Genomic DNA, 25,877 nt, shown 5'->3' with positions numbered 1-25,877 from the left:
CCCGTTAACCTGCTGCGCATGACCGTGAATCTCGAAGTCGCCGAAGGTGTCGGAACCATCCGCCTGGACCGGCCGCCGATGAACGCGCTGGACGTGGCCACGCAGGACCGGCTGAAGGAGCTCGCCGAGGAGGCCACGCGCCGCGAGGACGTGCGCGCCGTGGTGATCTACGGCGGCGAGCGGGTGTTCGCGGCGGGCGCGGACATCAAGGAGATGCAGGAGATGGACCACACCGCGATGGTCCTGCGCGCCCGCGCCCTGCAGGACTCCTTCACCGCCGTCGCCCGCATCCCCAAGCCCGTCGTCGCGGCCATCACCGGCTACGCGCTCGGCGGCGGCTGCGAACTGGCCCTCTGCGCCGACTTCCGCATCGCCGCCGACAACGCCAAACTGGGCCAGCCCGAGATCCTGCTCGGCCTGATCCCGGGCGCCGGCGGCACCCAGCGGCTGCCCCGGCTGGTCGGCCCGTCCAAGGCGAAGGACCTGATCTTCACCGGCCGCCAGGTGAAGGCCGACGAGGCGCTCGCCATCGGCCTGGTGGACCGCGTCGTCCCCGCCGCCGAGGTGTACGAGCAGGCGCACGCGTGGGCGGCGAGGCTCGCGCAGGGACCGGCGATCGCGCTGCGCGCGGCCAAGGAGTCCGTCGACACCGGTCTGGAGACCGACATCGACACCGGCCTCGCGGTCGAACGCAACTGGTTCGCGGGCCTGTTCGCCACCGAGGACCGCGAGCGGGGCATGCGCAGCTTCGTCGAGGAGGGGCCGGGTAAGGCGAAGTTCCTGTAACCCCCGGACGTGTGAACTCACGCACAGGCTCTTGCGATTGACGCGTTGTCTGATCCGGGTCCCTCGATGGGGCGGTTTATGGGAGCCTTAACCCAACCTTAAGCCTGCCTCGTCGAGGGAGCCTGACGATTGCCCGGAAGTGAGTCGTCTCCGCAGCTCGGACGGGCTGTCGTCGACCCTGTAATGCCCTCGGCATATGCCGGCGGGCTGGAGCGGGACGGGAGCGCGCGGGGGGCGTATTCCCCGGGAACGCCCACGGAGACGACTCCGGACGGCCATCATGGGGGCATGGCGGGGCTGGAGGGCATCGGACAGCCGCGGGGACACAGCCGTGCGGCCGCGGCGCGCTGGTCGCCCGCGGTCGAGGACGAACGGGCGCTCAAGGCGCTCGAACTCTTCGGCAACCCGACGGAGGCGGAGGTGCCGCTGCCGTCCCGCCCGGAGTCCGCGGCCACCGCACGCCGGCTGGCCCAGGTCGTCGTCCTGCGGCACTGGGGGCTCACCCCGAAGATGGCCGAGGACGCGGTCCTGCTCGTCTCCGAACTCGTGGGCAACGCCGTGCGGCACACCGGGGCCCGGGTCTTCGGTCTGCGGATGCGCCGGCGTCGCGGCTGGATCCGCGTGGAGGTCCGTGATCCCTCGCGGGGACTGCCCTGTCTGATGCCGGTTCAGGAGATGGACGTCAGCGGCCGCGGCCTGTTCCTGGTGGACAAACTGGCCGACCGCTGGGGCGTGGACCTGCTGCCGCGCGGCAAGACCACCTGGTTCGAGATGCGCGTCGCCGAGCGCGAGCCCGGCCGCTGAGACCGGCGCGGCCGCCGCCCCGCCCGCTTCGACGGGGCGACCCGACATCCTCCCCGATCGGGCCAATCGGGCGTTTTCTTACCCTTCCCCCCTTAAATGGTGCGGGTGACCACGACCAACCGTCGCGAAGTGCTGCGTGCGGGCGCCGGGCTCGTCGCCGGAGGCGCGCTCGCCGCCGGTTGCGCGGGCGCTCCGGCCGGACCGAGCGCCACCGCCTCCGCCGACCCGTCCGCCCGCGCGTCCGGCCACCCCGCGGCCACCACCTCCCGAACGGCCCCCGCCCCCCGCCCGTATCCCGGTCAGCCCGCCCAGATCACCCACGGCCCGCGCAACCGCCCCCGGGTCGCCCTCACCTTCCACGGCCAGGGCGACCCGCAGCTCGCCGCCTCCCTGCTGGGCGCGGCCGAACGGCGCGGCGCCCGGCTGACCGTGCTCGCCGTCGGCACCTGGCTGGACGAGCACCCGGACCTCGCCCGCCGCATCCTCGACGGCGGCCACGACCTCGGCAACCACACCCAGCGGCACGTCGCCGTCAACGCCATGTCACCGGCCGCCGCCCGCAAGGAGATCACCGACTGCGCGGACCGGCTTCAGCGGCTCACCGGTTCCATCGGCACCTGGTTCCGGCCCTCCCGTTCCCCGACCGCCTCCCCGGAGGTCGCCGCACTGGCCCGCGCCGCGGGCTACCCGCACGTGCTGTCGTACGACGTCGACTCGCTCGACTACACCCGGCCCGGCGCCGACGCCATCACCCGCAAGGTCGCGGCCGAGGTGCGCTCCGGCTCGGTGGTGAGCCTGCACTTCGGCTACCCCGGCACGGTCACCGCCCTGCCCGCCGTACTCCACGAACTCGACCGCCGCGGACTGCGCGCGGTCACCACCACGGAGCTGCTCAGCTGATGCGAACCACGAAAGCCGCCCGCCCCCTGGCCGCCGGGGCCGCCGTCGCCGCCCTGACCCTGCTGTCCGCCTGCGGCGGCTCCCAGCACCGCGAGAACGAGGCCATCGGCAGCAAGGCGCCGGTCCAGCCGCAGGTGAAGAAGGCCCAGGTCGACATGCTGCCGGGGATGCCACCGGTGGAGGACCCCGCCGACATCTACGCCGCCGACCGCCCGGGCAAGCTCTCCCCGGTGGTCGCGGGCTTCCCGTCCCGGGTCTACGTCCCCAACACCAACTCCGACACCGTCACGGTCATCGACCCGAAGACGTACAAGATCATCGAGACGATTCCGGTGGGCCGCCAGCCGCAGCACGTCGTGCCCTCCTGGGACCTGCGAACGCTGTGGGTCAACAACGACCTCGGCAACTCCCTCACCCCCATCGACCCGAGGACCGGCAAGGCGGGCAAGCCCGTCGACGTGCACGACCCGTACAACCTGTACTTCACCCCCGACGGCAAGTACGCCGTCGTCATGGCGTCCAAGGACCGCCAACTGGTTTTCCGGGACGCGCACACCATGAAGCAGGTCAAGGCCGTCCCGGTCGCCTGCTCCGGGGTCAACCACGCGGACTTCTCCATCGACGGCCGCTACTTCATCGTCTCCTGCGAGTTCAGCGGGGAACTGCTCAAGGTCGACACCGCGAGGATGAAGGTCGTCGGCGAGCAGAAGCTGGCCGTGCACGGCGCCATGCCGCAGGACGTGAAGATCTCGCCCGACGGCAAGCGTTTCTACATCGCCGACATGGTGGCCAACGGCATGTGGGTGCTGGACGGCGACACCTTCGGCAAGCCCGAGTTCCTCGCCACCGGCAAGGGCGCGCACGGCCTGTACGTCAGCCGCGACTCCCGCGAGATGTACGTCTCCAACCGCGGCGAGGGCACGATCTCCGTCTTCGACTTCACCAGGAACCGGCTCACCAAGAAGTGGCGCCTGCCCGGCGGCGGCAGTCCCGACATGGGCGGGGTCTCGGCCGACGGCAAGGTGCTCTGGCTCTCCGGCCGCTACAACGCCGAGGTGTACGCCATCGACACCCGCACCGGCGCCGAACTCGCCCGCATCAAGGTCGGCAGCGGCCCGCACGGACTCGCCGTCTACCCCCAGCCGGGCCGCTACTCCCTCGGCCACACCGGCGTCTTCCGCTGAGCCGACGGCCGCTCAGGGGGCCAGCAGCAGCGCCTCCGCGCCCACCAGGCGGTAGCCGGCCGCCTGGAACGCCCGCATGCTGCGGGCGTTCCCCGGGGCCGTCTGCGCCCACAGCGGCTCCGCCGCCAGGTGCCGGGCCGCCGTCACCAGGGTCCGGCCCAGCCCCCGGTGCCGCGCCCCCTCGTCCACCTCGACGCTCACCTCCAGCCTTCCGCCGACCCCGCGTCCCATGACCAGCACCCCGCCGTCCGCCGTCCACGCCCGCACCCCGTCGCGCCGGCGGCGGGCGTAGGTGATGCGCGGGTGGCCGGCGTCCTCGATCTCGGTCAGCGCGAGCGGCGGCCGGCCGGGCAGGGGGGATCCGACCAGCAGCGCGTCCACGGTCTCGGCCCGGCGCCCGGTCCTGGCCAGGAGGGCGGCCAGGAAGACGGGGTTCAGCGCCGCGGACAGCGGATCGCAGTCCACCGCCTCCAGCGTCTCGCGCACCCACCGCGGGTCCTCGTCCGTGAAGACGACCGAGTGCGCGGTGAAGGCCAGCACGCCCGCGTCCCGCGCCCCGTGCTGCGGCACGACCGTCGTACGGCCGTCGGCCGGCGGGTACGCCCCGTGCGCCGCCGCGTCCAGTATGTCCCGCAGGGTCTCCACGCCACCGCTCCTCGAGTCGCCACCGGCCGGAAGGCCCAGACTCGCAGACGTGCCCGGGTGGTCGCCGTACGGGGGTCGCACACGGACCGTTAATCTGACCAGCGTCAGTACGCCAGCACGGCATGAGCAACGCGAACATAAGGGGCGGATCGATGGCGGACATCGAGGAAGCACGCAAGCAGTTCCAGCGGATCGACGCGGACGGTGACGGTTTCATCACCGCGGCGGAGTTCAAGTCCGCCCTCGCCCAGGGGGGTGACTGGAACGTCACCGACACCGTGGCGGAGGCCGTCATCCGCACCCGTGACCTCAACGGCGACAAGGTCCTGTCGTTCGACGAGTTCTGGGCCTACCTGAGCAAGTGACCTGCCCGGAGGGGGTGCCGTCCCGCAGCGGGGCGGCACCCCCTCCGTCATGAGCCGCGCCGGCCCGCCGCCCGCGTACCCCGTTCGCCGTAACGGCCGGAATAGCCCGGCGGCCCCCGGGGTTGTCGCCCAGGTCAGAAGCATGCACATGCATGGACTGGGAAGGTCTGTCATGAAGATCGGCATCATCGGCGCGGGCAACATCGGCGGCAATCTGACCCGGCGGCTCACCGCGCTCGGGCACGACGTGTCCGTGGCCAACTCGCGGGGCCCCGAGACCCTGAAGGCACTGGCCGAGGAGACCGGCGCGACGGCGGTACGGGCGACCGAGGCCGCGGACGGCGCCGAGGTCGTCGTGGTCACCGTCCCCCTGAAGGCGGTCCCCGGCCTGCCCTCCGGCCTGCTGTCCGGCGCCGCCGAGAACGTGGCCGTGATCGACACCGGCAACTACTACCCGCAGCAGCGGGACGGCCGGATCGCCGGGATCGAGGACGAGGGCCTGACCGAGAGCCGCTGGACCGAGCGGCACCTCGGGCACCCGGTGATCAAGGCGTTCAACGGCACCTACGCCCAGGACATCCTGGACCGCCCGCGCCCGGCCGGCGACCCCGAGCGGATGGCGCTGCCGGTCGCCGGCGACGACGAGGCCGCCAAGCGGATCGTCCGCGACCTCATCGACGAGCTGGGCTTCGACACGGTCGACGCGGGCGGCATCGACGACTCCTGGCGCCAGCAGCCGGACACCCCGGTCTACGGCCTGCGGGCGGGCGTCGAAGCGGTCCGCAAGGCACTCGCGGAGGCCTCCCCGGAGCGGTCGGCGGCCTTCCGCGGCTGACCCGCCGACGGCGTCGTCAGGGCGTGGCCCACTTCCGCAGGGCGGCCTTGTCCGCGAAGGCGGCCACGTCCTTGTCGTGGGGTTCGCTGCTGTACTGGTGGAAGCGCCACTTGGCCTTGATGCGGGGGTGGCCCGCGCTCACGTAGTCGGCGATCCACAGGCCGTCGCCGGCGTACGAGGTGCGGTCCTTGTTCAGCCAGTAGTCCCGGTTGGTGTACAGCAGCACCCGGTTGTGCGGCCGCAGTTGCTTCACCGTCCGGATGAACAGGTCCTTCTCCGCGTTGCTCGCGTGGTTGCCCTCGCTGGTGGTCTCCCAGTCGACGGCGAGCAGTTCGCCCGCCTTCTCCGGGGCGTGCCGGACGAAGTACTCGGCCTGAGCGGTGATGTGCCCCGGCCACAGGAAGTGGTAGTAGCCGACGACCAGTCCGGCGTCGCGCCCGTGCTTGGTCTGCGCGGAGAGCCGGGGGTTGACGTACGAACGCCCCTCCGTCGCCTTGATGAAGACGAAGGAGATGCCGTCCGTGCCGTAGGACGAGGACTGGTACGCGCTGACGTCGATGCCGTGCAGCATGGGGGACCCCCTGGGTGCCGTGGGGTTGCAGGAGTTGACTCATATATGCCCCGTCCGGCCCGAGAGATCCGCCCCCGCCTCCCGGCCGCCGTCGCGACGGCCCGCCCGGTGCGGGAGTTCAGCCCACCAGGCCCAGGCGGGCGGCGGTGACCCCGGCCTCGAAGCGGCTGGAGGTGCCGAGTTTCTCCATGATCTGGTTCATCAGGCGGCGCAGGGTGCGGTCCGAACAGGCCAGCCGGCGGGCGATGGTCTCGTCCTTGGCGCCGGTGGCCAGCAGGGCCAGCACCTCGCGTTCCTGCGCGGACAGTTCGTATCCGGCGCGTCCGCGCCCGGTCCGGCGTACGGTGTGCGGCCGGGCCAGGTCCCAGGCGTGGGTGAAGACCTTGCGGAAGCACTGCGCGACGGGCGTGCTGTGCAGGATGACGTCGCCGCCCTCGCCCTGCGGCCCGGGCCCCGCCCCGATGATGACGATCGCCCGGTCCAGGACGTTCATGTGGAGCGGCACCGTCGCGGCGACCCGCACCTCGGCCCCGGCCTCGGTCAGCGCGTTCAGATAGCGGGCCGGCGCCTGTGAGCGGACGGCCTGCTGGGACGTCAGCATGCGCACCCGGACGCCGTTCGCCAGCATGTCCAGGTCCCCGGCGAGGCTGGACTCCAGGACCTGCGCGTCGGGGAAGGAGTTGCGCATCGCCAGGAACTCCTCCCGGCTGAGCGCGTCCAGTTCCTCCAGCCGCCTCCGGGTGCGCTCGCGGTCCGTGAAGTACTCGGTCTCCACCGCTTCCCGGGCGTCGAACCGCGGGGCCGTCAGCACGGACAGCACGTCGTCCAGCGCCTCGGCGTCCCGGTCGGCCCGCTCGGCGGTCTCCCGCAGCAGACGCCGGTGCTCCGCGACGATGCGCCGCAGGGCCCGGTCCGGAGTGCTCAGCCGGTCGCCGTCCGGGTCGAGGAGCCGCCGGTCGGCGAGCCACCGGGCCAACTCCTCCGGGAGCCGTCGTAGTTCCTCCCGTTCGGCGGTGGCGTCCCGGGCTCCCGACGCCGAGATCCGCTCGACCATGGTCAGGTAGGCCGCTCGCGCCTCGGCGGCGGCCGGCCCGTGCGAGGGGTTCTGCGCCGGATGCATGCGCGAACGATACGGGCCCCCTCCCGGAGGAGGCCAGGGACGTCACCGGGCGGCCGCCCTGGCCGGAAGCGGACGTGCCGGAATCGGACAGGAGCGGACGGACCGTACGGCGGTTAACCTCGTCGCCGCCCGCCCGACTCCTCGTGGCACCCGGTACGCCTCCCCAGCCCCCACCACTCGCCGGGAGCCGTCGGGGAGCGGGGCGCCGACCCCCGGATCCGGCCGGTTCCGCGCGGCGAGGCTTGACCCGCGCTTGGCATGCGCATGCTCATTACGGCAGTGCGGGACCGCCCACCCGGGTCCCCACCCCCACCCGCATCGGCCGGGGGGCGCGGCACCACCACGCCCCGCCTCCCGGTTCCTCCCACCCCACGAAGGAGACACGGTGCTTCGAAGAATCTCCCCGACCGGCCTGTCCCTGACAGGTGTCACCCTGGCCGCCGCACTGGGCCTGGCGGCGCTCCCCGCGAGCGCCGCCCCGGCCCGTGAGGGCACCGGCGCCCCGGCCGCACTCGCCGCGGCCGCACCCGACATCGACGTCACCAAGGTCCAGGCGCACCTGACCGAGCTGAACGCCATAGCCACCCGCAACGGCGGCAACCGCAGGTCGACCACCCAGGGCTACCGTGACTCGGTCGCCTATGTGAAGGGCAAGCTCCAGGCGGCCGGTTACACCGTCACCGAGCAGGCCTGCACCTCCGGCTGCACCAGCGGCGCGGGACCCAACCTGATCGCCGAGTGGCCGCACGGCGACGCGTCGAAGGTGTACATGTTCGGCTCGCACCTCGACAGCGTCTCCGCCGGACCCGGCATCAACGACAACGGCTCCGGCAGCGCCACCCTCCTGGAGGTCGCGCTGAAACTCGCCGAGACCAACCCGTCGATGGCGGGCCGCGTCCGCTTCGGGTGGTGGACGGACGAGGAACAGGGCCTCAACGGCTCGGACTTCTACGTCCGTTCGCTGACCTCCGCCCAGCGCTCGGCGATCAAGGCGTACTACAACTTCGACATGGTCGCCTCGCGCAACGGCGGCTACTTCATCAACCACATCACCTCCGCGGCCGCCGCACCCATGAAGGCCTACTGGGACTCGCTGAACCTCCAGCCGGAGGAGAACACCGAGGGCGCCGGCCGCTCCGACGACTACTCCTTCGAGAACTACGGCATCCCCACCTCCGGCTACGCCATGGGCGCCAGCGCCCGCAAGACCTCGGCGCAGGCGGCCAAGTGGGGCGGCACGGCGAACGCCGCGTACGACAGCTGCTACCACTCCTCGTGCGACACCACGAGCAACATCAACGCCACCGGGCTGAACCGCAGCGCCGACGGCGTCGCCTACACCCTGTGGTCGCAGGCGGTCTCGGCCACCGTCCCGGCCGACGACTTCTCGCTCTCGGCGAGCCCCGCCACCGGCAGCACCGCCCCGGGCGCCTCGGTGACCACCACCGTGTCCACCGCCACGACCAACGGCTCGGCCCAGACGGTCGGTCTGTCCGCCTCGGGCGCCCCCGCCGGGGTCACGGTCTCCTTCAGCCCGGCCTCGGTCACCTCCGGCGGCTCGTCCACGGCGACCGTCACCGTCGGCTCCTCCGTGGCCCCGGGGACGTACAACCTCACGATCACCGGCACCGGTTCCACCACGCACACCGCGCAGTACACGCTGACCGTCACCGGCGCGGGCGGCTGCACGGCCTCGCAGACCGTAGCCAACGGCGGCTTCGAGAGCGGCACGTCGCCGTGGACGGGCGACACCGGCGCGATCGGCGCGTTCAGCGGCCAGTCGGCCCACTCCGGCACCCGGTACGCGTGGCTGGCGGGCTACGGCTCCACCGCCACCGACACGGTCGGCCAGACCGTGACCATCCCGGCCGGCTGCACCCGGGCGACCCTGAAGTACTGGCTGCACATCGACACCAACGAGTCGGGCTCCACGGCGTACGACACCTTCCAGGTCAAGGTCGACGGGACCGTGAAGCAGACGTACTCCAACGTCAACGCGGCCACGGGCTACGTGGAGCGCACGCTCGACCTGAGCCAGTACATCGGCCGGCAGATCACGCTGACCTTCACCGGCTCCGAGGACTCCAGCCTGCAGACCAGCTTCGTCGTCGACGACGTCACCCTGACGACCGGCTGATCGTCCGACAGCCCGGCGGCAGGTGACGAGACGCGTCGTGGCGGGCCCCCGTTCCCCGGGCGCCCGCCACGGCCTAGCACTCGATGATGTTCACCGCGAGCCCGCCCCGGGCCGTCTCCTTGTACTTCACCGACATGTCCGCGCCGGTGTCCTTCATGGTCTTGATGACCTTGTCCAGGGACACCTTGTGCGAGCCGTCGCCGCGCATGGCCATCTTCGCCGCGGTGACCGCCTTCACCGCGGCCATGCCGTTGCGCTCGATGCACGGGATCTGGACCAGCCCGCCCACGGGGTCGCAGGTCAGGCCCAGGTTGTGCTCCATGCCGATCTCGGCCGCGTTCTCCACCTGCTCGGGGCTGCCGCCGAGCACCTCGGCGAGTGCGCCCGCGGCCATGGAGCAGGCGGAGCCGACCTCGCCCTGGCAGCCGACCTCGGCGCCGGAGATGGAGGCGTTCTCCTTGAACAGCATGCCGATGGCGCCGGCGGCGAGCAGGAAGCGGACCACGCCGTCCTCGTCGGCGCCCGGCACGAAGTTGATGTAGTAGTGCAGGACCGCCGGGATGATGCCCGCCGCGCCGTTGGTCGGGGCGGTGACCACCCGGCCGCCGGCCGCGTTCTCCTCGTTCACCGCCATCGCGTAGAGCGTGATCCACTCCATCGCGTGCGCGAGCGGGTCGCCCTCGGCGCGGAGCTGGCGGGCCGAGACGGCCGCGCGCCGGCGCACCTTCAGACCGCCGGGCAGGATGCCCTCCCGGGTCATGCCCCGCTGGACGCACTCGCGCATGACCCGCCATATCTCCAGCAGGCCCGCGCGGATCTCCTCCTCGGTGCGCCAGGCCCGCTCGTTCTCCAGCATCAGCGAGGAGATCGACAGACCCGTCTCCCGGGTCAGGCGCAGCAGCTCGTCACCGGTGCGGAAGGGGTACTTCAGGACCGTGTCGTCCAGCACGATGCGGTCGGCGCCGACCGCGTCCTCGTCCACGACGAAGCCGCCGCCGACCGAGTAGTACGTCTTGGAGAGCAGCTCGGCGCCGGCCGCGTCGTACGCCCACACCGTCATGCCGTTGGCGTGGTACGGCAGCGCCTTGCGGCGGTGCAGGACCAGGTCGTCGTCGAAGGAGAACGCGATCTCGTGCTCGCCGAGCAGCGAGATCCGGCCCGACCGCCTGATCGTCTCCACCCGCTCGTCGGCCGACTCGACGTCCACCGTGCGCGGCGAGGCGCCCTCCAGACCGAGCAGCACCGCCTTCGGGGTGCCGTGGCCGTGGCCGGTCGCGCCGAGCGAGCCGTACAGCTCGCAGCGCACCGCGGCGACGGAGCCCAGCAGGTCCTCGTTGCGCAGCCTGCGGGCGAACATGCGCGCCGCGCGCATCGGACCGACCGTGTGGGAGCTGGACGGGCCGATGCCGATCGAGAACAGGTCGAAGACCGAGATGGCCACGGAAACTCCTCAATACGGGGTGGTGCGGGTGCGGCACCGCGCACACGTTCCAGTGTGCGCGGTGCCCGGCGAAACAGGGACTTACTTGTTCAGACCCGGGTACAGCGGGTGCTTGTCGGCCAGGGCCTTCACCCGGGCCCTGAGCCCCTCCACGGCGGCGCCCTCGAACGGGGCGGACGCCTTGAGCGTCTCGGCGATCACGTCCGCGACCTCGGTGAAGTCCTCGGCCGTGAAGCCCCGGGTCGCCAGGGCCGGCGTACCGATGCGCAGGCCCGAGGTCACCATCGGGGGACGCGGGTCGTTCGGGACGGCGTTGCGGTTGACCGTGATGCCGACGTCGTGGAGGCGGTCCTCGGCCTGCTGCCCGTCCAGCTCGGACTCACGCAGGTCCACCAGGATCAGGTGCACGTCCGTGCCGCCGGACAGCACGTTGACGCCGGCCTCGCGGGCGTCGGCGGCGATCAGCCGCTCGGCGAGGATGCGGGCGCCCTCCACCGTACGGCGCTGGCGCTCCTTGAACTCCTCCGAGGCGGCGACCTTGAAGGACACCGCCTTGGCCGCGATCACGTGCTCCAGGGGGCCGCCCTGGAAGCCCGGGAAGACGGACGAGTTCAGCTTCTTCGCGAAGGCCTTCTTCGCCAGGATGACGCCGCCGCGCGGGCCGCCGAGGGTCTTGTGGGTCGTGGAGGTGACCACGTCCGCGTACTCGACCGGGTTCGGGTGCAGACCCGCCGCGACCAGGCCCGCGAAGTGCGCCATGTCGACCCACAGGTACGCCTCGACCTCGTCGGCGATCCGGCGGAACTCGGCGAAGTCGAGCTGCCGCGGGTAGGCCGACCAGCCGGCGATGATCACCTTGGGGCGGTGCTCCTTGGCGAGCCGCTCGACCTCGGCCATGTCGACCAGGCCGGCCTCGTCCACGTGGTAGGCGACCACGTCGAACTGCTTGCCGGAGAAGTTCAGCCGCATTCCGTGGGTGAGGTGGCCGCCGTGCGCCAGGTCCAGGCCGAGGATGGTGTCACCGGGCTGGGCGAGGGCGAACAGCGCCGCCTGGTTCGCGGAGGCGCCGGAGTGGGGCTGGACGTTGGCGTACTCGGCGCCGAACAGCTCCTTGATCCGGTCGATGGCGATCTGCTCGGCGACGTCGACGTGCTCGCAGCCGCCGTAGTAGCGGCGGCCGGGGTAGCCCTCGGCGTACTTGTTGGTCAGCACCGAGCCCTGGGCCTCCATCACCGCGAGCGGCGCGAAGTTCTCCGAGGCGATCATCTCCAGCGTCGACTGCTGGCGGTTCAGCTCGGCGTCGACCGCGGCGGCGATCTCCGGGTCCAGTTCGTGCAGGGACGTGTTCAGGACAGTCATACGGCTACGACTCCTCAGCCGGCGTTCTGGGCGGTGTACTCGTCGGCGGAGAGCAGGTCGGCCGGCTCCTCGGTGACGCGTACCTTGAACAGCCAGCCGCCCTCGAAGGGGGCCGAGTTCACCAGCGACGGGTCGTTGACGACGTCCTCGTTGACCTCGGTGATCTCACCGGTGACCGGCGAGTACAGGTCCGAGACCGACTTGGTCGACTCCAGCTCGCCGCAGGTCTCACCCGCGGACACCGTGGAACCGACCTCGGGGAGCTGGGCGTAGACCACGTCGCCGAGCGCGTTGGCCGCGAACTCCGTGATGCCGACCGTCGAGACGCCGTCCTCGGCGGCCGACAGCCACTCGTGCTCCTTGCTGTAGCGCAGCTGCTGGGGGTTGCTCATGGCCTGAATTCTCCTGTACGCGCGGGAGTGCTGATGAATGGGGGACTGCCGGACCCGCTGCCGGGCAGCGGGATGTGCGCAGGGTCACGTCCGGGGACGGACCGCGCCCAGTGTCTACTTCTGGCGCTTGTAGAAGGGCAGCGCCACGACCTCGTACGGCTCGTGGCTGCCCCGGATGTCCACGCCGACGCCCTCGGCGCCCGGCGCCGCGTGCGCCGCGTCGACGTACGCCATCGCGATCGGCTTGCCCAGGGTGGGGGATGGGGCGCCGGAGGTGACCTCGCCGATCACCTCGCCGCCCGCGACGACGGAGAACCCGGCCCGCGGCACCCGGCGGCCCTCGGCGACCAGGCCGACGAGCTTGCGCGGCGGGTTCTGCTCGGCCCTGGCGGCGGCCTCGGTGAGCGCCTCGCGGCCCACGAAGTCGCCCTCCTTCTCGAACTTCACCACCCGGCCCAGCCCGGCGTCGAAGGGCGTCAGGGAGGTGGTCAGCTCGTGCCCGTACAGCGGCATGCCCGCCTCCAGGCGCAGGGTGTCCCGGCAGGACAGGCCGCACGGCACCAGGCCGGCGCCCTCGCCCGCCTTGGTCAGCGCCTGCCACAGCTCCACCGCGTGCTCCGGCTTCACGAACAGCTCGAAGCCGTCCTCGCCGGTGTAACCGGTGCGCGCGATCAGCGCGGGGACGCCGGCGACGGTGCCGGGCAGGCCCGCGTAGTACTTCAGGCCGTCCAGGTCGGCGTCGGTCAGCGACTTCAGGATGCCGGGGGACTCGGGGCCCTGGACCGCGAGCAGCGCGTAGGCGTCGCGGTCGTCGCGCACCTCGGCCTCGAAGCCCGCGGCGCGCTCGGTCAGCGCGTCCAGCACCACCTGGGCGTTGGAGGCGTTGGCGACGACCATGTACTCCTGCTCGGCCAGCCGGTAGACGATCAGGTCGTCCAGGATGCCGCCGTCGGCCTGGCAGATCATGGTGTAGCGGGCGCGGCCGACGCCGACGGAGGCGATGTTGCCCACCAGGGCGTAGTTCAGCAGGGCGGCCGCCTGCGGCCCGGTCACGGTGATCTCGCCCATGTGGGAGAGGTCGAAGAGGCCGGCCCGGGTCCGCACCGCGACGTGCTCGTCGCGCTCGGAGCCGTAGCGCAGCGGCATGTCCCAGCCGGCGAAGTCGGTCATCGTCGCGCCGAGCGAACGGTGCAGGGCGTCGAGCGCGGTGCGGCGCGCTGGAGTGGGTTCGGTACTGCTCATCGGTCGGTCGTCTCCCAGGGCAGGTATGACAGGCGAGGAACGTTCCTCCCCATCTGTCATCGGAACCTGAGAGGTTCGCCATGATCCTCACGAGGAGTGGTCACGGCTTGCACCTTGGGTGGAGCCACTGTCGCAGCGGCCCGCTTTTCAGATGTGCCTCGCCCGCGCGGTAACGGGGCCTGAGAGATTCAAGGGAGGGACTTGCTCCTTCGGCGTCCCAGCGGAGCTGGCTGGGAACTCTCCCGCGCGGATTCAAGCGGCCGGTATGCAGTTGGCGCGCACATCATTGCACGCCGCGCCCCGCCCCGTCAGGGCCCGCATCTGTAACCGAGCTGTGGCAGTACGCGTACCCAACCGCTGGACCGGCGCATTACCTTCTCTTTACATTCGATGGGCAAAGGGTTACCGAGCCCACAGGGGAGGACGATGACGGTGAACAGGACCACGGCCTACGCCGCCACCACCGGTCTCGCGATGCCGGAGCAGCCCTCCGCCCCGGCCCGCGAGCGCTGCGCCGGGCGGCCCGCCCCGGTCGTCCGCGACCTGCGCGAGCGCGCCGGGCGCAGCCCGCACGACCTGCTCTTCGGCCCCCGCGACCTGGTGGTGGTCACCGGGCTGCCCGGCAGCGGCAAGTCCACCCTGATGCACCGCGCGGTCCCCGGCCACCGCGTCGACTCCCAGGACGCCCGCGACCGCTGGGCCGCCCGCGTGCCCCGCTTCCTGCCCTACGCGCTGTACCGCCCCCTGGTCCGGCTCGCCCACTACGCCGCACTGCGCCGCGCCCTCGGCACCGGCGAGGGCGTCGTCGTCCACGACTGCGGCACGCAGGCCTGGGTGCGCGGCTGGCTGGTCCGCGCGGCCCGCCGCCGCGGCGGCACCCTGCACCTGCTGCTGCTCGACGTCACCGCGGAGACCGCCCGCGCGGGCCAGCGCGAGCGCGGCCGCGGCGTCTCCCGCTACGCCTTCCGCCGCCACCGCCGTACGGCGGCCCGCCTGCTGCGCGCGGTGGAGCGGGGGGAGCTGCCCGCCGGCTGCGGCTCGGCGGTGCTGCTGGACCGGGACGCCGCCGCGGTGCTGCGCCGCATCGGCTTCGCCGGCCGATCCGGCTGAGCGCCGTCACGGCCACCCGCTAGCCTTTCGGACCACAGCAGTGGTTCCCAGCAGGCGGCAGGCAGATGGACTTCTCGGCGGCGGACCTTCCCGCGGACTTCCCGGCACAGACGCACCCCCACCCGCACGGCGGTTGGCCCGGCAACGAGCTGGAGGAGGTGCTCTCGGCCTCCCTCGGCATACCCGGCGCGGGCGGGCGGATCGCCGAGGTGCTGGGCCGCAGCCTGCTGTGGGTCCCGCTGCCCAACGGCGGCGGACCGCACAGCGGACCGCTGGACCTGCCCACGATGGAGATCGAGGGCCAGGTGTACGTCCCGGTCTTCAGCTCCGAGGAGCAGCTCCGCCTGGCGGCCGGCTCCCACATGTCCTTCACCGTCGCCCCGGCGGTGGAGTTCGCGCGCGGGCTGCCCCCGCAGGCCGGCATCCTCGTGAACCCCGACGGGGTGGTCGGCCTGCCGCTGCCGCCCGAGGCGGTGGCCGAACTGTGCCGCACCGGCCACACCCCGCTGGACGGCCCGGCCACCGGCGGCCGGGTCCGCCTCTTCGAGCCGGACTGGCAGGACGACCCGGTCGACTTCCTCGCCGCCGCCTCCGCCGAGTTCGCCGGCACCGGCGTGGTGGTCACGGCCCGCCGCTGCCTGGCCTCGGTGGAGACGGCCGACCCCGTGATGTTCGTGGGCGTCGAACTCTCCCAGTGGGAGGGCGACCTGCGGGCCCTTCCGCTGGAGGCTCTCGGCCGGGCCCTGGGCAAGGCGCCGGTCGGATGGCAGGTCAACCTCGTCCTTCTGGACGTCACGGACGACCCGGTGGCCACCTGGCTCAAGTCCCACGTCCGCCCCTTCTACCAGTACGGCCACTAGAAGGCGGCGCCGAGGAGGCACGGACCCGGGGGCGCGGGGCGGTGTCGGTCAGCGGCTCCGTCAGCGGCGAGACCGGCCGACCGGCCTCCGCCCACCCGCGCCCGCGCAGGAACCCGGGGCTCCGAGCCGATCGGCGCTTAAGCTGTCTCCGAACGCGGGGCACTGATTCGAGAAGGGCCGGTAAGACAGGTGAGCGCGAGCCACAGCGGCAGCGTCGAGCACATGCTGCGCCAGGTCACCCCCGGCCGCTACGACGCCTACGAGGCACTGCTGCGCGCCCTCGCCACTCCCTCCTCCGGCCAGATCTGGATGCTGCTGTGGCACGGCCAGGCCGGGTCCCCGGACGCCCAGTACGGGAACATGGAGGTCGACGGCCTCGGCTATGCCCCCTGCGTGACCTCCGCGCAGGAACTCTCGGCCAGCGGCTGGAACCGCTCGTACGAGGTGGTCGACGGGCTCGACGTGGCCCGCACCCTCTACCCCGACCACTACGGCCTCTGGCTCAACCCGCACGCCCCGGGCGGCGGCGTCGGCATCCCCTGGACGGACCTGCGCCGCATCGCCACCGGCCTCGACCGCCAGCCCGCCGGCCCGCTGCGGCTGTCGGAACCCGGCGTCGACGTCGCGCAGTTCTACGCCCTGCTCGCGCAGAACGCCCACCGCACCCCGGCCCTGCGCTCGCTGCGCCGCGCCTGGGTGCAGCCCACGCTCGGCGCGCCGTACCTCGCCATCGGCCTCGACGTGTACGACACCTCGCCCGCCTCCGTCGACTCGGTGCGCGCCATGATGCAGCAGTCCGTCGGCGCGGTCCCCGAGGGGCTGCCGGTGTCCACGGTCGCGATGACCGACGACTACGACCCGGTGGTGCTGTGGATGCGGGCCAACGCCCGCCCGTTCTACGATCGCGACGCGCACGCGGCCGTCCCCCAGCCGCAGCCGCAGACCCCGCCGCAGCCCCAGGCGCCGGCTCCCGGGTACGGCTACCCGCCGGTCCACGGGGGCTACTGAGCAACCGGGCCGGGCAGTCCGCCACTTGGACAGTGATGGAGAATTCGTGTCCGAGACGGACTTCTCCGCGCGTAGAAGAGCGATGTTTCGTCCGTTTCGAAACAAAACAGCCGTCTGCCCCAAGTGCCCCGCGTCCGGTGGCCGTTACCCACTGATCGGATAACGGAATCCCCTGGACTGCATCACGGTTGCGCATACTTTCCCCGTCAGCTCTGGCGGGTGATCGCAAAGAAGCTGAAGACTCGCGATTCAGACGTGAGGTCGAACCTCACGATCGAGGCAAGTCGACAAAGCCGCAAACCGCGGCAGGCGCAGGCCGGTCACCACCGGCGAGAGGGGTCGGGTCACTGTGACCGCACCGATCGAGACCACCGGGGCGGCAGCCGAGGCACAGCCGGAAGCTGTGCTCGAGGGTGCCGGTAAGGGGCGGATCGAGGGTCGTTCCCTTGGGCAGATCGCCTGGTCGAGATTCAAGAGGGACAAGGTCGCGGTGGCGGGCGCCGTCATCGTCGTCCTGCTGATCGCCCTGGCCGTCCTCTCCCGGCCCCTGCAGGCCCTGCTCGGCCTCGACCCCAACGCCTTCAACCAGGACCTGATCACCCCCGACACCTCGCTGCCCAAGGGCAGTTGGGGCGGCATGAGCGCCGACCACCCGCTCGGCGTGGACCCGAAGTTCGGCCGTGACATCGCCACCCGAGTCCTGGAGGGCTCCTGGGTGTCGCTGGTGGTCGCCTTCGGCGCCACGATCCTCTCCAACGTGATCGGCGCCATCATGGGCGTCATCGCGGGTTACTACGGCGGCCGGGTGGACAACATCATCAGCCGCCTGATGGACACCTTCCTCGCCTTCCCCCTCCTGCTGTTCGCCATCGCGATCTCCGCCACGCTCCAGGGCGGCGCGTTCGGCCTCAACGGGCTCCCGCTCCACCTGAGCGTGCTGATCTTCGTCATCGGCTTCTTCAACTGGCCCTACCTGGGCCGGATCGTGCGCGGCCAGACCCTCGCCCTGCGTGAGCGCGAGTTCGTGGACGCCTCCCGCGGCATGGGCGCCAAGGGCCCGTACATCCTGTTCCGGGAGCTGATGCCCAACCTGGTCGGCCCGATCATCGTCTACTCGACGCTGCTCATCCCGACCAACATCCTCTTCGAGGCGTCCCTGAGCTTCCTCGGTGTCGGCATCCAGCCCCCGCAGGCCTCCTGGGGCGGCATGCTCCGCGAAGCGGTCACCTACTACCAGGTCGATCCCCAGTTCATGATCGTGCCCGGTCTCGCCATCTTCGTGACCGTCCTGGCGTTCAATCTGCTGGGCGACGGTCTCCGCGACGCTCTCGACCCGCGCAGCCGCTGACGCCTGCGACCACCCGAGAGCCCGAAAAGTTTCCGACTATGGAGGGGAAAGCACCCATCATGCGAAGGTCAGCGCTGGCCGCTATCGCGGCCATCGGCTCCGCCAGCCTGCTCGTTGCAGGTTGCAGCAAGGCCGATGACAACAAGGACAACAACGGCTCGTCCGCCGGGGCCAACGCCGCGACCAAGGGTGTGGTCAACGCTTCCGACAAGAAGGGCGGCACGGTCACCTACGAGCTGTCCGACGTGCCGGACTCCTTCGACCCCGGCAACACGTACTACGCGTACATGTACAACCTCAGCCGGCTCTACGCCCGCCCGCTGATGACGTTCCAGCCCGGCGCCGGCGAGAAGGGCAACACCCTCGTCCCGGACCTCGCCGCGAGCAAGGGCGTCCCGAGCGACGGCGGCAAGACCTGGACGTACAAGCTGCGTTCGGGCCTGAAGTACGAGGACGGCTCGCCGATCACCTCGAAGGACGTCAAGTACGCCGTCGAGCGCTCGAACTTCGCGCGTGACGTGCTCTCCCTCGGCCCGAACTACTTCCAGCAGTTCATGGCCAAGGGCGACAAGTACAAGGGCCCCTACAAGGACAAGAGCGGCAAGGGCCTGTCCTCCATCGAGACGCCGGACGACACCACCATCGTCTTCCACCTGAACCAGGCGTTCCAGGAGTTCGACTACCTCGTCGCCGCCCCGCAGACCGCGCCGGTGCCCCAGTCCAAGGACAAGGGCGTCGACTACGTCAAGCACATCGTGTCGTCGGGCTCGTACAAGTTCCAGAGCTACGAGGACGGCAAGCAGGCCGTGCTCGTGCGCAACGAGAACTGGGACGCGAAGACGGACCCGCTGCGCAAGCAGCTGCCGGAGAAGATCGTCGTCAAGCTGAAGGTCAACCCGGAGACCATCGACCAGGACGTCCTGGCCGGTGACGCGATCGACCTCGCCGGTGCCGGCGTCCAGGCCTCCACCCAGGCCAAGGTGCTCACCGACACGGCGAAGAAGGCCAACACGGACAACACCTACGGTGGCCGGCTCGTCTACATGGCGATCAACACCAAGGTGAAGCCGTTCGACAAGCCCGAGTGCCGCAAGGCCGTGCAGTACGCGATCGACAAGGTCTCGGTGCAGACCGCCGAGGGCGGCCCGATCCGCGGCGACATCGCCTCCACCGTGCTTCCCCCGGACATCCCGGGCTACGAGAAGTCGGACGTCTACGCGACCTCCGGCAACAAGGGCGACGCGGCCAAGGCCAAGGAGCAGCTGAAGGCCTGCGGCAAGTCGTCGATCAGCACCAACATCTCGGCCCGCTCGGACCGTCCGCAGGAGATCGACGCCGCCACGGCGATCATCAACTCGCTGAAGAAGGTCGGCATCAACGCCAGCCTGAAGCAGTACCCGTCCGGCAAGTACTTCACCGACTACGCCGGTGTGCCGAAGTTCACCGAGAAGCAGAACATCGGCCTGATCATGATGCAGTGGGGTGCCGACTGGCCCTCCGGCTACGGCTTCCTGCAGCAGATCCTGAACGGCAAGGCGATCAGCCAGTCCGGTAACACCAACCTGTCGCAGTACGACAGCAAGGACGTCAACTCCCTGCTGGGCAAGGCGATCGGCACCCAGGACGACGCCGAGCGCAACAGCCTGTACACGCAGATCGACAAGAAGACCATGGACGACGCCGTCCTGGTCCCGCTGACCTACTTCAAGGTCCTGCTGGCCCGCCCGCAGAACTACACCAACCTGGTTTCCACGGCGGCCTTCAGCGGTCAGTACGACTACCTCAACATCGGCGTCGCGTCGAAGTAGCAGCCCCGGAAGGCAGGTGAAGGCATTGGTGCCCGCGGGCTTCGCGGCCCGCGGGCACCAGCGCCGGTCCCCGTGATCTCGTACATCCTCCGCCGGACGTTCGCGGCAGTGATCCTGCTGCTGGTCGTCTCCGCGGTCACCTTCGCCATCTTCTTCCTGCTGCCACGGCTTGCCGGCCAGACAGCGGACCAGTTGGCGCAGCAGTACATCGGCAAGAGCCCGTCGAAGGCGGACATCGCCGCTGTCAAGCACAACCTCGGTCTGGACCAGCCCGTCTACGTCCAGTACTGGCACTTCATCAAGGGGATCGTGGCCGGCGCCACCTACGACCTCGGCCCCACCACGGTGCACTGCGACGCACCCTGCTTCGGTTACTCCTTCAAGAACCACCAGGCGGTGTGGCCGGAGCTCACCTCGCGCCTTCCGATCACCCTGTCGCTGGCCGTGGGCGCCGCCGTGCTGTGGCTGGTCTCGGGCGTCGTGGCCGGTGTCATCTCGGCCCTGAAGCCGCGTTCGTTCCTCGACCGCACCTTCATGGGCATCGCGCTCACCGGCGTCTCGCTGCCCATGTTCTTCACGGGCAACCTGGCGATCCTGCTCTTCACCTACCAGTGGCCGATCTTCGGCAAGACGTACGTCCCGCTCACCGAGAACCCGGCACAGTGGGCCAACACGCTCTTCCCGGCGTGGTGTTCCCTGGCCCTGCTGTACTCCGCCATCTACGCGCGGCTGACCCGCTCGGGCATGCTGGAGACGATGAACGAGGACTTCATCCGCACGGCCCGCGCCAAGGGCCTGCGGGAGCGCACCGTCGTCACCCGGCACGGACTGCGCGCCGCCTTGACCCCGATCATCACGGTCTTCGGCATGGACATCGGTCTGCTGCTCGGCGGCGCCGTGATCACCGAGTCGGTGTTCTCGCTGCCCGGCATCGGCCAGTACGCGGTGCAGGGCATCACCGACAACGACCTGCCGAAGATCCTCGGCGTGACGCTGCTCGCCGCCGCCTTCGTCGTCTTCGCAAATCTCCTGGTGGACGTGCTCTACGCCGCCGCCGACCCGCGGGTGAGGCTCTCGTGACCGAACTCTCCAAGACCGGCGCCGCCGTGGGCGAGCCCACCTCCGCGTCCCAGCCCCCCAAGGCGTTCCTCGAGGTCCGCGACCTCAAGGTGCACTTCCCGACCGACGACGGCCTGGTCAAGTCCGTCGACGGACTCAGCTTCTCGCTGGAGAAGGGCCGCACCCTTGCCGTCGTCGGCGAGTCCGGCTCCGGCAAGTCGGTGACCTCGCAGGCCATCATGGGCCTGCACCGGCTCGGCACCCGCGGCAAGAACGTGCGGATGACCGGCGAGATCTGGCTGGACGGCAAGGAACTGGTCTCCGCCGCCCCGGACGAGGTGCGCAAGCTCCGCGGCCGCGAGATGGCGATGATCTTCCAGGACCCGCTGTCCGCGATGCACCCGTACTACAAGGTCGGCGACCAGATCGTCGAGGCCTACCGGGTCCATCACGACGTCAGCAAGAAGGTCGCCCGCAAGCGGGCCATCGAGATGCTGGACCGGGTCGGCATCCCCGAGCCGGCCAAGCGCGTCGACGGCTACCCGCACGAGTTCTCCGGCGGTATGCGCCAGCGCGCCATGATCGCCATGGCCCTGGTCAACAACCCCGAGCTGCTCATCGCGGACGAGCCGACCACCGCCCTGGACGTCACCGTCCAGGCGCAGATCCTCGACCTGATCCGGGACCTGCAGAAGGAGTTCGGCTCCGCGGTCATCATGATCACCCACGACCTCGGCGTGGTCGCCGAGATCGCGGACGACGTCCTGGTGATGTACGGCGGCCGGTGCGTCGAGCGCGGGCGGGCCGACGAGGTCTTCGAGAAGCCGCAGCACCCCTACACCTGGGGTCTGCTCGGCTCGATGCCCCGCATCGACCGCGACACCTCCGAACGGCTCATCCCGGTCAAGGGCCAGCCGCCGAGCCTCATCAACGTCCCCTCGGGCTGCGCCTTCCACCCGCGCTGCCCGTACGCGGACATCCCCAAGGGGAACGTCACCCGCACGGTGCGCCCCGAGCTGGAGCAGGTGAGCACCGGGCACTGGTCCGCCTGTCACCTCCCGGCCGAGGACCGTGAGCGGATCTGGACCGAAGAGATTGCGCCGAAGCTGTGAGTGAGACCAAGAAGACGGACGAGGCCGTGATCCCGCAGCAGGCGCAGGCCCCCGCGGGCGACTCGGCGGACCGCGAGGTGCTGCTCAGGGTCGAGGGCCTCAAGAAGCACTTCCCGATCAAGAAGGGCATTCTCCAGCGCCAGGTCGGCGCGGTGAAGGCCGTCGACGGGATCGACTTCGAGGTGCGCAAGGGCGAGACCCTGGGCGTGGTGGGCGAGTCGGGCTGCGGCAAGTCGACCATGGGCCGGGTCATCACCCGGCTCCAGGACCCGACCGGCGGCAGCATCACCTTCGACGGCCGGGACATCACGAAGCTGCGGACCGGGCAGATGCGTCCGCTGCGCCGTGACATCCAGATGATCTTCCAGGACCCGTACGGCTCCCTGAACCCGCGCCACACCATCGGCTCGATCGTCTCCGCGCCGTTCCGGCTGCAGGGCGTGGAGCCCGAGGGCGGGGTGAAGAAGGAGGTCCAGCGGCTGCTCGAGCTGGTCGGTCTGAGCCCCGAGCACTACAACCGCTACCCGCACGAGTTCTCCGGCGGCCAGCGCCAGCGCATCGGCATCGCCCGCGCGCTCGCCCTGAAGCCGAAGCTGGTCGTGGCCGACGAGCCGGTCTCCGCGCTGGACGTGTCGATCCAGGCGCAGGTCGTGAACCTCATGGACGACCTCCAGCAGGAGCTCGGCCTCACCTACGTGATCATCGCGCACGACCTCTCGGTCGTCCGGCACGTCTCGGACCGGATCGCCGTGATGTACCTCGGCAAGATCGTCGAGCTGGCCGACCGCACCTCCCTGTACGAGGCGCCGATGCATCCGTACACCAAGGCGCTGATGTCGGCGGTGCCGGTGCCGGACACCAAGCGCCGGGGCCAGAAGAGCGAGCGCATCCTGCTCCGCGGTGACGTGCCCTCGCCCATCGCCCCGCCGTCCGGCTGCCGTTTCCACACCCGCTGCTGGAAGGCGACGGAGATCTGCCGGACGACCGAGCCGCAGCTGCTGGAGCTGAAGCCCGGCCAGCGGGTCGCCTGCCACCACCCGGAGAACTTCGCCGACCAGGCCCCGCAGGACACGGTCCTGCTGTCGGCGGCGAAGGAAGCGTCGGAGCTGGTCCCGGACGCCGTGCTGGAGGAGTCGGCGGCTGCCGCCGGGGCTCCCGAGGCGAAGCCGGCGGCGGTCGCCGCCGAGGCGGAGGAGAAGCCCGCCGCCGCCGAGGCCGAGGTCGCGGACAAGCCCGAGGCTGAGGCCGAGGAGAAGCCCGAGGCGAAGGTCGCGGACAAGGCTGAGGTCGCGGACAAGGCCGAGGCCAAGGCGGAGGAGAAGCCCGCCGCCGAGGCCGAGGCCGAGGTCGCGGACAAGCCCGCGACCGCCGAGGAGCAGGCGCCCGCGACCGCCGAGGCGGACACGACCGCGGAGTCCGACGCGACCGCGGAGTCCGACGCCGACGCGGAGCCCGACGCGGTGAAGGAGTCGGCGGAGGCCGCCGAGGCCGCCGCCGAGGGCGGTTCCGTGCACACCGGGCCCGGCGCCAGGACCTCGGCCGGCAAGCCCGAGGCCGCCGCCGCTGCCGCCGAGGAGCCCGCCTCGGGCAAGGACTCCGAGGAGCCGACCGGCAAGTAGCGCGCGGCGCGACGGGGCCTGCGCAGTCAGGTACACACCGGAACGGGAGAGTGCGGGACGACCCCCGCACTCTCCCGTTCGGCTGTACACGACAGGCGGCATGCCCTCTGAGCCTGCACATGTAAGGTGCACGCCCCCTGACGGGTGAGAATGTCAGGGTGCAGATGCAGCAGCTCTTCAGTCCCTCCGTTCAGCACACGCTGGATGTCATCGGCATCTTCGTGTTCGCGATCTCCGGCGCGCTGCTGGCGGTCCGGAAGAACTTCGACGTCTTCGGCATGGCCGTGCTCGCCGAGGTCACCGCGCTGGGCGGGGGACTGTTCCGCGACGTGGTCATCGGGGCCGTGCCGCCGGCCGCCTTCACCGACCTCGGGTACTTCCTCACCCCGCTCCTCGCCACGCTCGTGGTCTTCTTCCTGCACCCGCACGTGGAGCGCATCCAGACGGGGGTGCTCGTCTTCGACGCGGCCGGCCTCGGCCTGTTCTGCGTCAGCGGCACGACCAAGGCGTACTCCTACGGCCTGAACCTGACCGCGTCGGCGACCCTCGGCCTCGCCACGGCGGTCGGCGGCGGTGTGCTGCGGGACGTGCTCGCCAACGAGGTCCCCTCCCTGCTGCGCTGGGACCGCGACCTGTACGCGGTCCCGGCGATCGTCGGCGCCACCATGGTGGCGCTGTGCATCCGCTACGACGCCCTGACCCCGCTCGCCAGCGGGCTCGCGGTCGTCACCGCCTTCGTCCTGCGGCTGCTCGCGATGAGGTTCCACTGGCGAGCGCCGCGTGCGTGGAACCGGCGCTCGACGGTGACGGAGGAGTAGCCCCGGCGGCCCCGTTCCCGATCCCGGCGCCGGTGCCGCTCAGGGGAGCCGTGCCGACTCCGGCGAGCGAGCCGTCCCGGCCCCTGGCCCGGTTCTGGCCCATCTGCAGGGTCAGCCAGCGGAACACCTCGGGCACCTGCGGCCGCCACAGCGCCATCGTGTGACCCCCGGCGCTGCGCGGCAGGAACACCACGTGCACGGTCGTCGGCGCCTTGGCGACCGCCTGCAGCGCCGCGCCCGCCTGGTAGCCGTCGCCGGACTCGCCGGAGACGTAGAGGGCGATCCTGGGCGGCTCGGCCGCCTTGCGCAGCAGCAGGTAGGGGTTGTTCCGGGCGCGCAGGACGGGGCTCTGGGCGGCCAGCGAGTTGCGCTCGCCGATCGGGTCGTTGTAGCCGGACAGGCTCACGGCCGCCCGGTACCGGTCGGGGTGGGCCACGGCCAGCTTGACCGCGCAGTGCGCGCCGGCCGAGTAGCCGGCCACCGCCCAGCCCGACGGCGCGGGCTGGGCCCGGAAGTTGTCCAGCACCATTTTCGGCACGTCGACGCTGAGCCAGCTGTCGGCGTTGACCTGCCCGGGCACGTTGGCGCAGCCCGTGTCGACGCCGGCCAGCAGGTTGGTGCGCGGCGCGACCAGGATGAAGGGCGCCACCCGGCCCTCGCGCATCAGCGGCAGCAGCTGCTCGTGCGCCCCGAGCGCGCCGAACCAGGCCTTCGCCGAGCCGGGGTAGCCCGGCAGCAGCTCCACCACCGGGAACTTGCGGTGGCGGAAGGCGGGCTCGCCGTACTGGGGCGGCAGCCAGACGTAGACCTCGGCGTTCACGCCGGAGACCCGCCCCCGGAGCTGGGTGACGCGCACCCCGCCCGCGGCGCGCATCCCGGCGCCGTCGGCCGGCTGGAAGGCCTGCGCCACCCTGGGCAGCCGCTTCAGGGCGATCCCGCCGGTGCCGTCCCGGCCGAGGTCGGCGGCCTGCTGGACGTGGTCGCCGGTGCCGATGAGGTCGGCCCAGTTGTCGTACAGGCCGTTCTGGTTGTTGACCAGCACGAAGACCAGCGTGACGGCCGTGCCCTGGGCGAACAGCAGCATCAGCACGCGGGCCGCGGCGCGCAGCGGCTTGGGCCCTGGCGTCCTCGACCACAGCAGGAGCGGCAGTATGAGGGCGACCACGGACAGCACGACGATCGTGCAGAGGAACGGAGTCCCGGTGAGGCTCATGTCCCCATAGAGGGTGATCGTCGGCCGGGGGTTGTGGACGTGTCCGGACACTTACCTGGAAATTGCCGGAATCTCACCCGGGGAGCCCTTCTGGCTGGGCCACGTGGCCGGATGGCGTTCACCCGTTCCCACACTCAAAAG

The 25,877-nt window shown here is 71.1% G+C and carries 24 protein-coding genes and 1 riboswitch; of the genes, 16 read left to right on the top strand and 8 right to left on the bottom strand.

Features of this window, described 5'->3' with window-relative positions:
- The first annotated feature begins 18 nt into the window (after positions 1-18).
- The 4 genes from ACFYU0_RS29525 (at position 19) to ACFYU0_RS29510 (ending at position 3,674) form a co-directional block, all read left to right on the top strand.
- The gene (locus tag ACFYU0_RS29525; protein WP_199212081.1) at positions 19-786 is read left to right on the top strand and encodes an enoyl-CoA hydratase-related protein; all 768 of its coding nucleotides are present in this window, start codon (positions 19-21) and stop codon (positions 784-786) included.
- Between the two features lie 288 nt (positions 787-1,074).
- Positions 1,075-1,590 (top strand): ATP-binding protein, encoded by a 516-nt coding sequence (locus tag ACFYU0_RS29520; protein ID WP_351664575.1) that lies wholly within the window; start codon positions 1,075-1,077, stop codon positions 1,588-1,590.
- Between the two features lie 96 nt (positions 1,591-1,686).
- Positions 1,687-2,490, top strand: a complete 804-nt coding sequence (locus tag ACFYU0_RS29515; protein ID WP_389305075.1) for a polysaccharide deacetylase family protein — start codon at positions 1,687-1,689, stop codon at positions 2,488-2,490.
- Positions 2,490-3,674, top strand: a complete 1,185-nt coding sequence (locus tag ACFYU0_RS29510; RefSeq protein WP_389305073.1) for a hypothetical protein — start codon at positions 2,490-2,492, stop codon at positions 3,672-3,674. Before ACFYU0_RS29515 ends, ACFYU0_RS29510 begins: the two co-directional genes overlap by 1 nt.
- A gap of 12 nt (positions 3,675-3,686) precedes the next feature.
- Here the strand turns inward: ACFYU0_RS29510 and ACFYU0_RS29505 are convergent, their stop codons facing one another.
- Positions 3,687-4,319, bottom strand: a complete 633-nt coding sequence (locus tag ACFYU0_RS29505; RefSeq protein WP_389305071.1) for a GNAT family N-acetyltransferase — start codon at positions 4,317-4,319, stop codon at positions 3,687-3,689.
- Between the two features lie 152 nt (positions 4,320-4,471).
- On the opposite strand from ACFYU0_RS29505, the gene ACFYU0_RS29500 reads away from it, so the two are divergent.
- On the top strand, positions 4,472-4,684 hold the full coding sequence (locus ACFYU0_RS29500) for an EF-hand domain-containing protein (RefSeq protein ID WP_199213668.1): 213 nt from the start codon (positions 4,472-4,474) through the stop codon (positions 4,682-4,684).
- A 148-nt stretch (positions 4,685-4,832) separates the two neighbouring features.
- Positions 4,833-5,519 carry an NAD(P)-binding domain-containing protein gene (locus ACFYU0_RS29495; RefSeq protein ID WP_351664567.1) on the top strand — a complete coding sequence of 229 codons (687 nt, stop codon included), beginning with the start codon at positions 4,833-4,835 and terminating at the stop codon, positions 5,517-5,519.
- A 16-nt stretch (positions 5,520-5,535) separates the two neighbouring features.
- On the opposite strand, the gene ACFYU0_RS29490 is transcribed toward ACFYU0_RS29495, so the two are convergent.
- Positions 5,536-6,090 carry a GH25 family lysozyme gene (locus ACFYU0_RS29490; RefSeq protein ID WP_389305068.1) on the bottom strand — a complete coding sequence of 185 codons (555 nt, stop codon included), beginning with the start codon at positions 6,088-6,090 and terminating at the stop codon, positions 5,536-5,538.
- Positions 6,091-6,208: 118 nt separating this feature from the next.
- Positions 6,209-7,210 (bottom strand): LuxR C-terminal-related transcriptional regulator, encoded by a 1,002-nt coding sequence (locus ACFYU0_RS29485; RefSeq protein WP_389305066.1) that lies wholly within the window; start codon positions 7,208-7,210, stop codon positions 6,209-6,211.
- Between the two features lie 385 nt (positions 7,211-7,595).
- Between ACFYU0_RS29485 and ACFYU0_RS29480 the strand changes: the two genes are divergently transcribed.
- Entirely contained in the window at positions 7,596-9,347 is a 1,752-nt protein-coding gene (locus ACFYU0_RS29480; protein WP_389305064.1) for a M28 family peptidase, read from the top strand.
- 73 nt (positions 9,348-9,420) lie between these two features.
- On the opposite strand, the gene ACFYU0_RS29475 is transcribed toward ACFYU0_RS29480, so the two are convergent.
- The 4 genes from ACFYU0_RS29475 to gcvT all read right to left on the bottom strand — a co-directional run bounded on the left by ACFYU0_RS29475 (position 9,421) and on the right by gcvT (position 13,781).
- Positions 9,421-10,788: an L-serine ammonia-lyase gene (locus ACFYU0_RS29475; RefSeq protein WP_351664559.1), complete on the bottom strand. Its 1,368-nt coding sequence runs from the start codon at positions 10,786-10,788 to the stop codon at positions 9,421-9,423.
- 81 nt (positions 10,789-10,869) lie between these two features.
- Positions 10,870-12,147 carry a serine hydroxymethyltransferase gene (gene glyA / locus ACFYU0_RS29470; protein WP_389305061.1) on the bottom strand — a complete coding sequence of 426 codons (1,278 nt, stop codon included), beginning with the start codon at positions 12,145-12,147 and terminating at the stop codon, positions 10,870-10,872.
- Between the two features lie 14 nt (positions 12,148-12,161).
- Positions 12,162-12,539: a glycine cleavage system protein GcvH gene (gcvH, locus tag ACFYU0_RS29465; protein ID WP_351664555.1), complete on the bottom strand. Its 378-nt coding sequence runs from the start codon at positions 12,537-12,539 to the stop codon at positions 12,162-12,164.
- Between the two features lie 114 nt (positions 12,540-12,653).
- Positions 12,654-13,781 (bottom strand): glycine cleavage system aminomethyltransferase GcvT, encoded by a 1,128-nt coding sequence (gene gcvT / locus ACFYU0_RS29460; RefSeq protein WP_389305059.1) that lies wholly within the window; start codon positions 13,779-13,781, stop codon positions 12,654-12,656.
- A 157-nt stretch (positions 13,782-13,938) separates the two neighbouring features.
- Positions 13,939-14,036: riboswitch (glycine riboswitch) on the bottom strand.
- A gap of 177 nt (positions 14,037-14,213) precedes the next feature.
- On the opposite strand from gcvT, the gene ACFYU0_RS29455 reads away from it, so the two are divergent.
- The 9 genes from ACFYU0_RS29455 (at position 14,214) to ACFYU0_RS29415 (ending at position 24,523) form a co-directional block, all read left to right on the top strand.
- Complete coding sequence (locus ACFYU0_RS29455; RefSeq protein WP_351664551.1) at positions 14,214-14,891, top strand: AAA family ATPase; 678 nt, start codon at positions 14,214-14,216, stop codon at positions 14,889-14,891.
- 65 nt (positions 14,892-14,956) lie between these two features.
- Positions 14,957-15,751, top strand: coding sequence for an enhanced serine sensitivity protein SseB (locus tag ACFYU0_RS29450; protein WP_351664549.1), 795 nt, complete (start codon positions 14,957-14,959; stop codon positions 15,749-15,751).
- 222 nt (positions 15,752-15,973) lie between these two features.
- Positions 15,974-16,759, top strand: a complete 786-nt coding sequence (locus tag ACFYU0_RS29445) for an enhanced serine sensitivity protein SseB C-terminal domain-containing protein (protein WP_389305160.1) — start codon at positions 15,974-15,976, stop codon at positions 16,757-16,759.
- A 349-nt stretch (positions 16,760-17,108) separates the two neighbouring features.
- Entirely contained in the window at positions 17,109-18,107 is a 999-nt protein-coding gene (locus ACFYU0_RS29440; RefSeq protein WP_351664545.1) for an ABC transporter permease, read from the top strand.
- 38 nt (positions 18,108-18,145) lie between these two features.
- Complete coding sequence (locus tag ACFYU0_RS29435; RefSeq protein WP_351664543.1) at positions 18,146-19,915, top strand: ABC transporter substrate-binding protein; 1,770 nt, start codon at positions 18,146-18,148, stop codon at positions 19,913-19,915.
- A gap of 72 nt (positions 19,916-19,987) precedes the next feature.
- Positions 19,988-20,995, top strand: coding sequence for an ABC transporter permease (locus ACFYU0_RS29430; RefSeq protein WP_351664541.1), 1,008 nt, complete (start codon positions 19,988-19,990; stop codon positions 20,993-20,995).
- Positions 20,992-22,086, top strand: coding sequence for an ABC transporter ATP-binding protein (locus tag ACFYU0_RS29425; RefSeq protein ID WP_351664539.1), 1,095 nt, complete (start codon positions 20,992-20,994; stop codon positions 22,084-22,086). Before ACFYU0_RS29430 ends, ACFYU0_RS29425 begins: the two co-directional genes overlap by 4 nt.
- 26 nt (positions 22,087-22,112) lie before the next feature.
- Complete coding sequence (locus ACFYU0_RS29420; RefSeq protein WP_389305158.1) at positions 22,113-23,705, top strand: ABC transporter ATP-binding protein; 1,593 nt, start codon at positions 22,113-22,115, stop codon at positions 23,703-23,705.
- Positions 23,706-23,869: 164 nt separating this feature from the next.
- The gene (locus tag ACFYU0_RS29415) at positions 23,870-24,523 is read left to right on the top strand and encodes a trimeric intracellular cation channel family protein (RefSeq protein ID WP_351664618.1); all 654 of its coding nucleotides are present in this window, start codon (positions 23,870-23,872) and stop codon (positions 24,521-24,523) included.
- On the opposite strand, the gene ACFYU0_RS29410 is transcribed toward ACFYU0_RS29415, so the two are convergent.
- Entirely contained in the window at positions 24,432-25,736 is a 1,305-nt protein-coding gene (locus tag ACFYU0_RS29410) for an alpha/beta hydrolase (protein ID WP_389305055.1), read from the bottom strand. The two genes, ACFYU0_RS29415 and ACFYU0_RS29410, sit on opposite strands and share 92 nt — an antisense overlap.
- Positions 25,737-25,877 lie beyond the last annotated feature (141 nt).

The organism is Streptomyces sp. NPDC003720, assembly GCF_042875075.1.
GTDB lineage: Bacteria > Actinomycetota > Actinomycetes > Streptomycetales > Streptomycetaceae > Streptomyces.
Note: the sequence above shows the minus strand (reverse complement) of the source record. Positions and strands in the feature narration are given on the sequence as shown.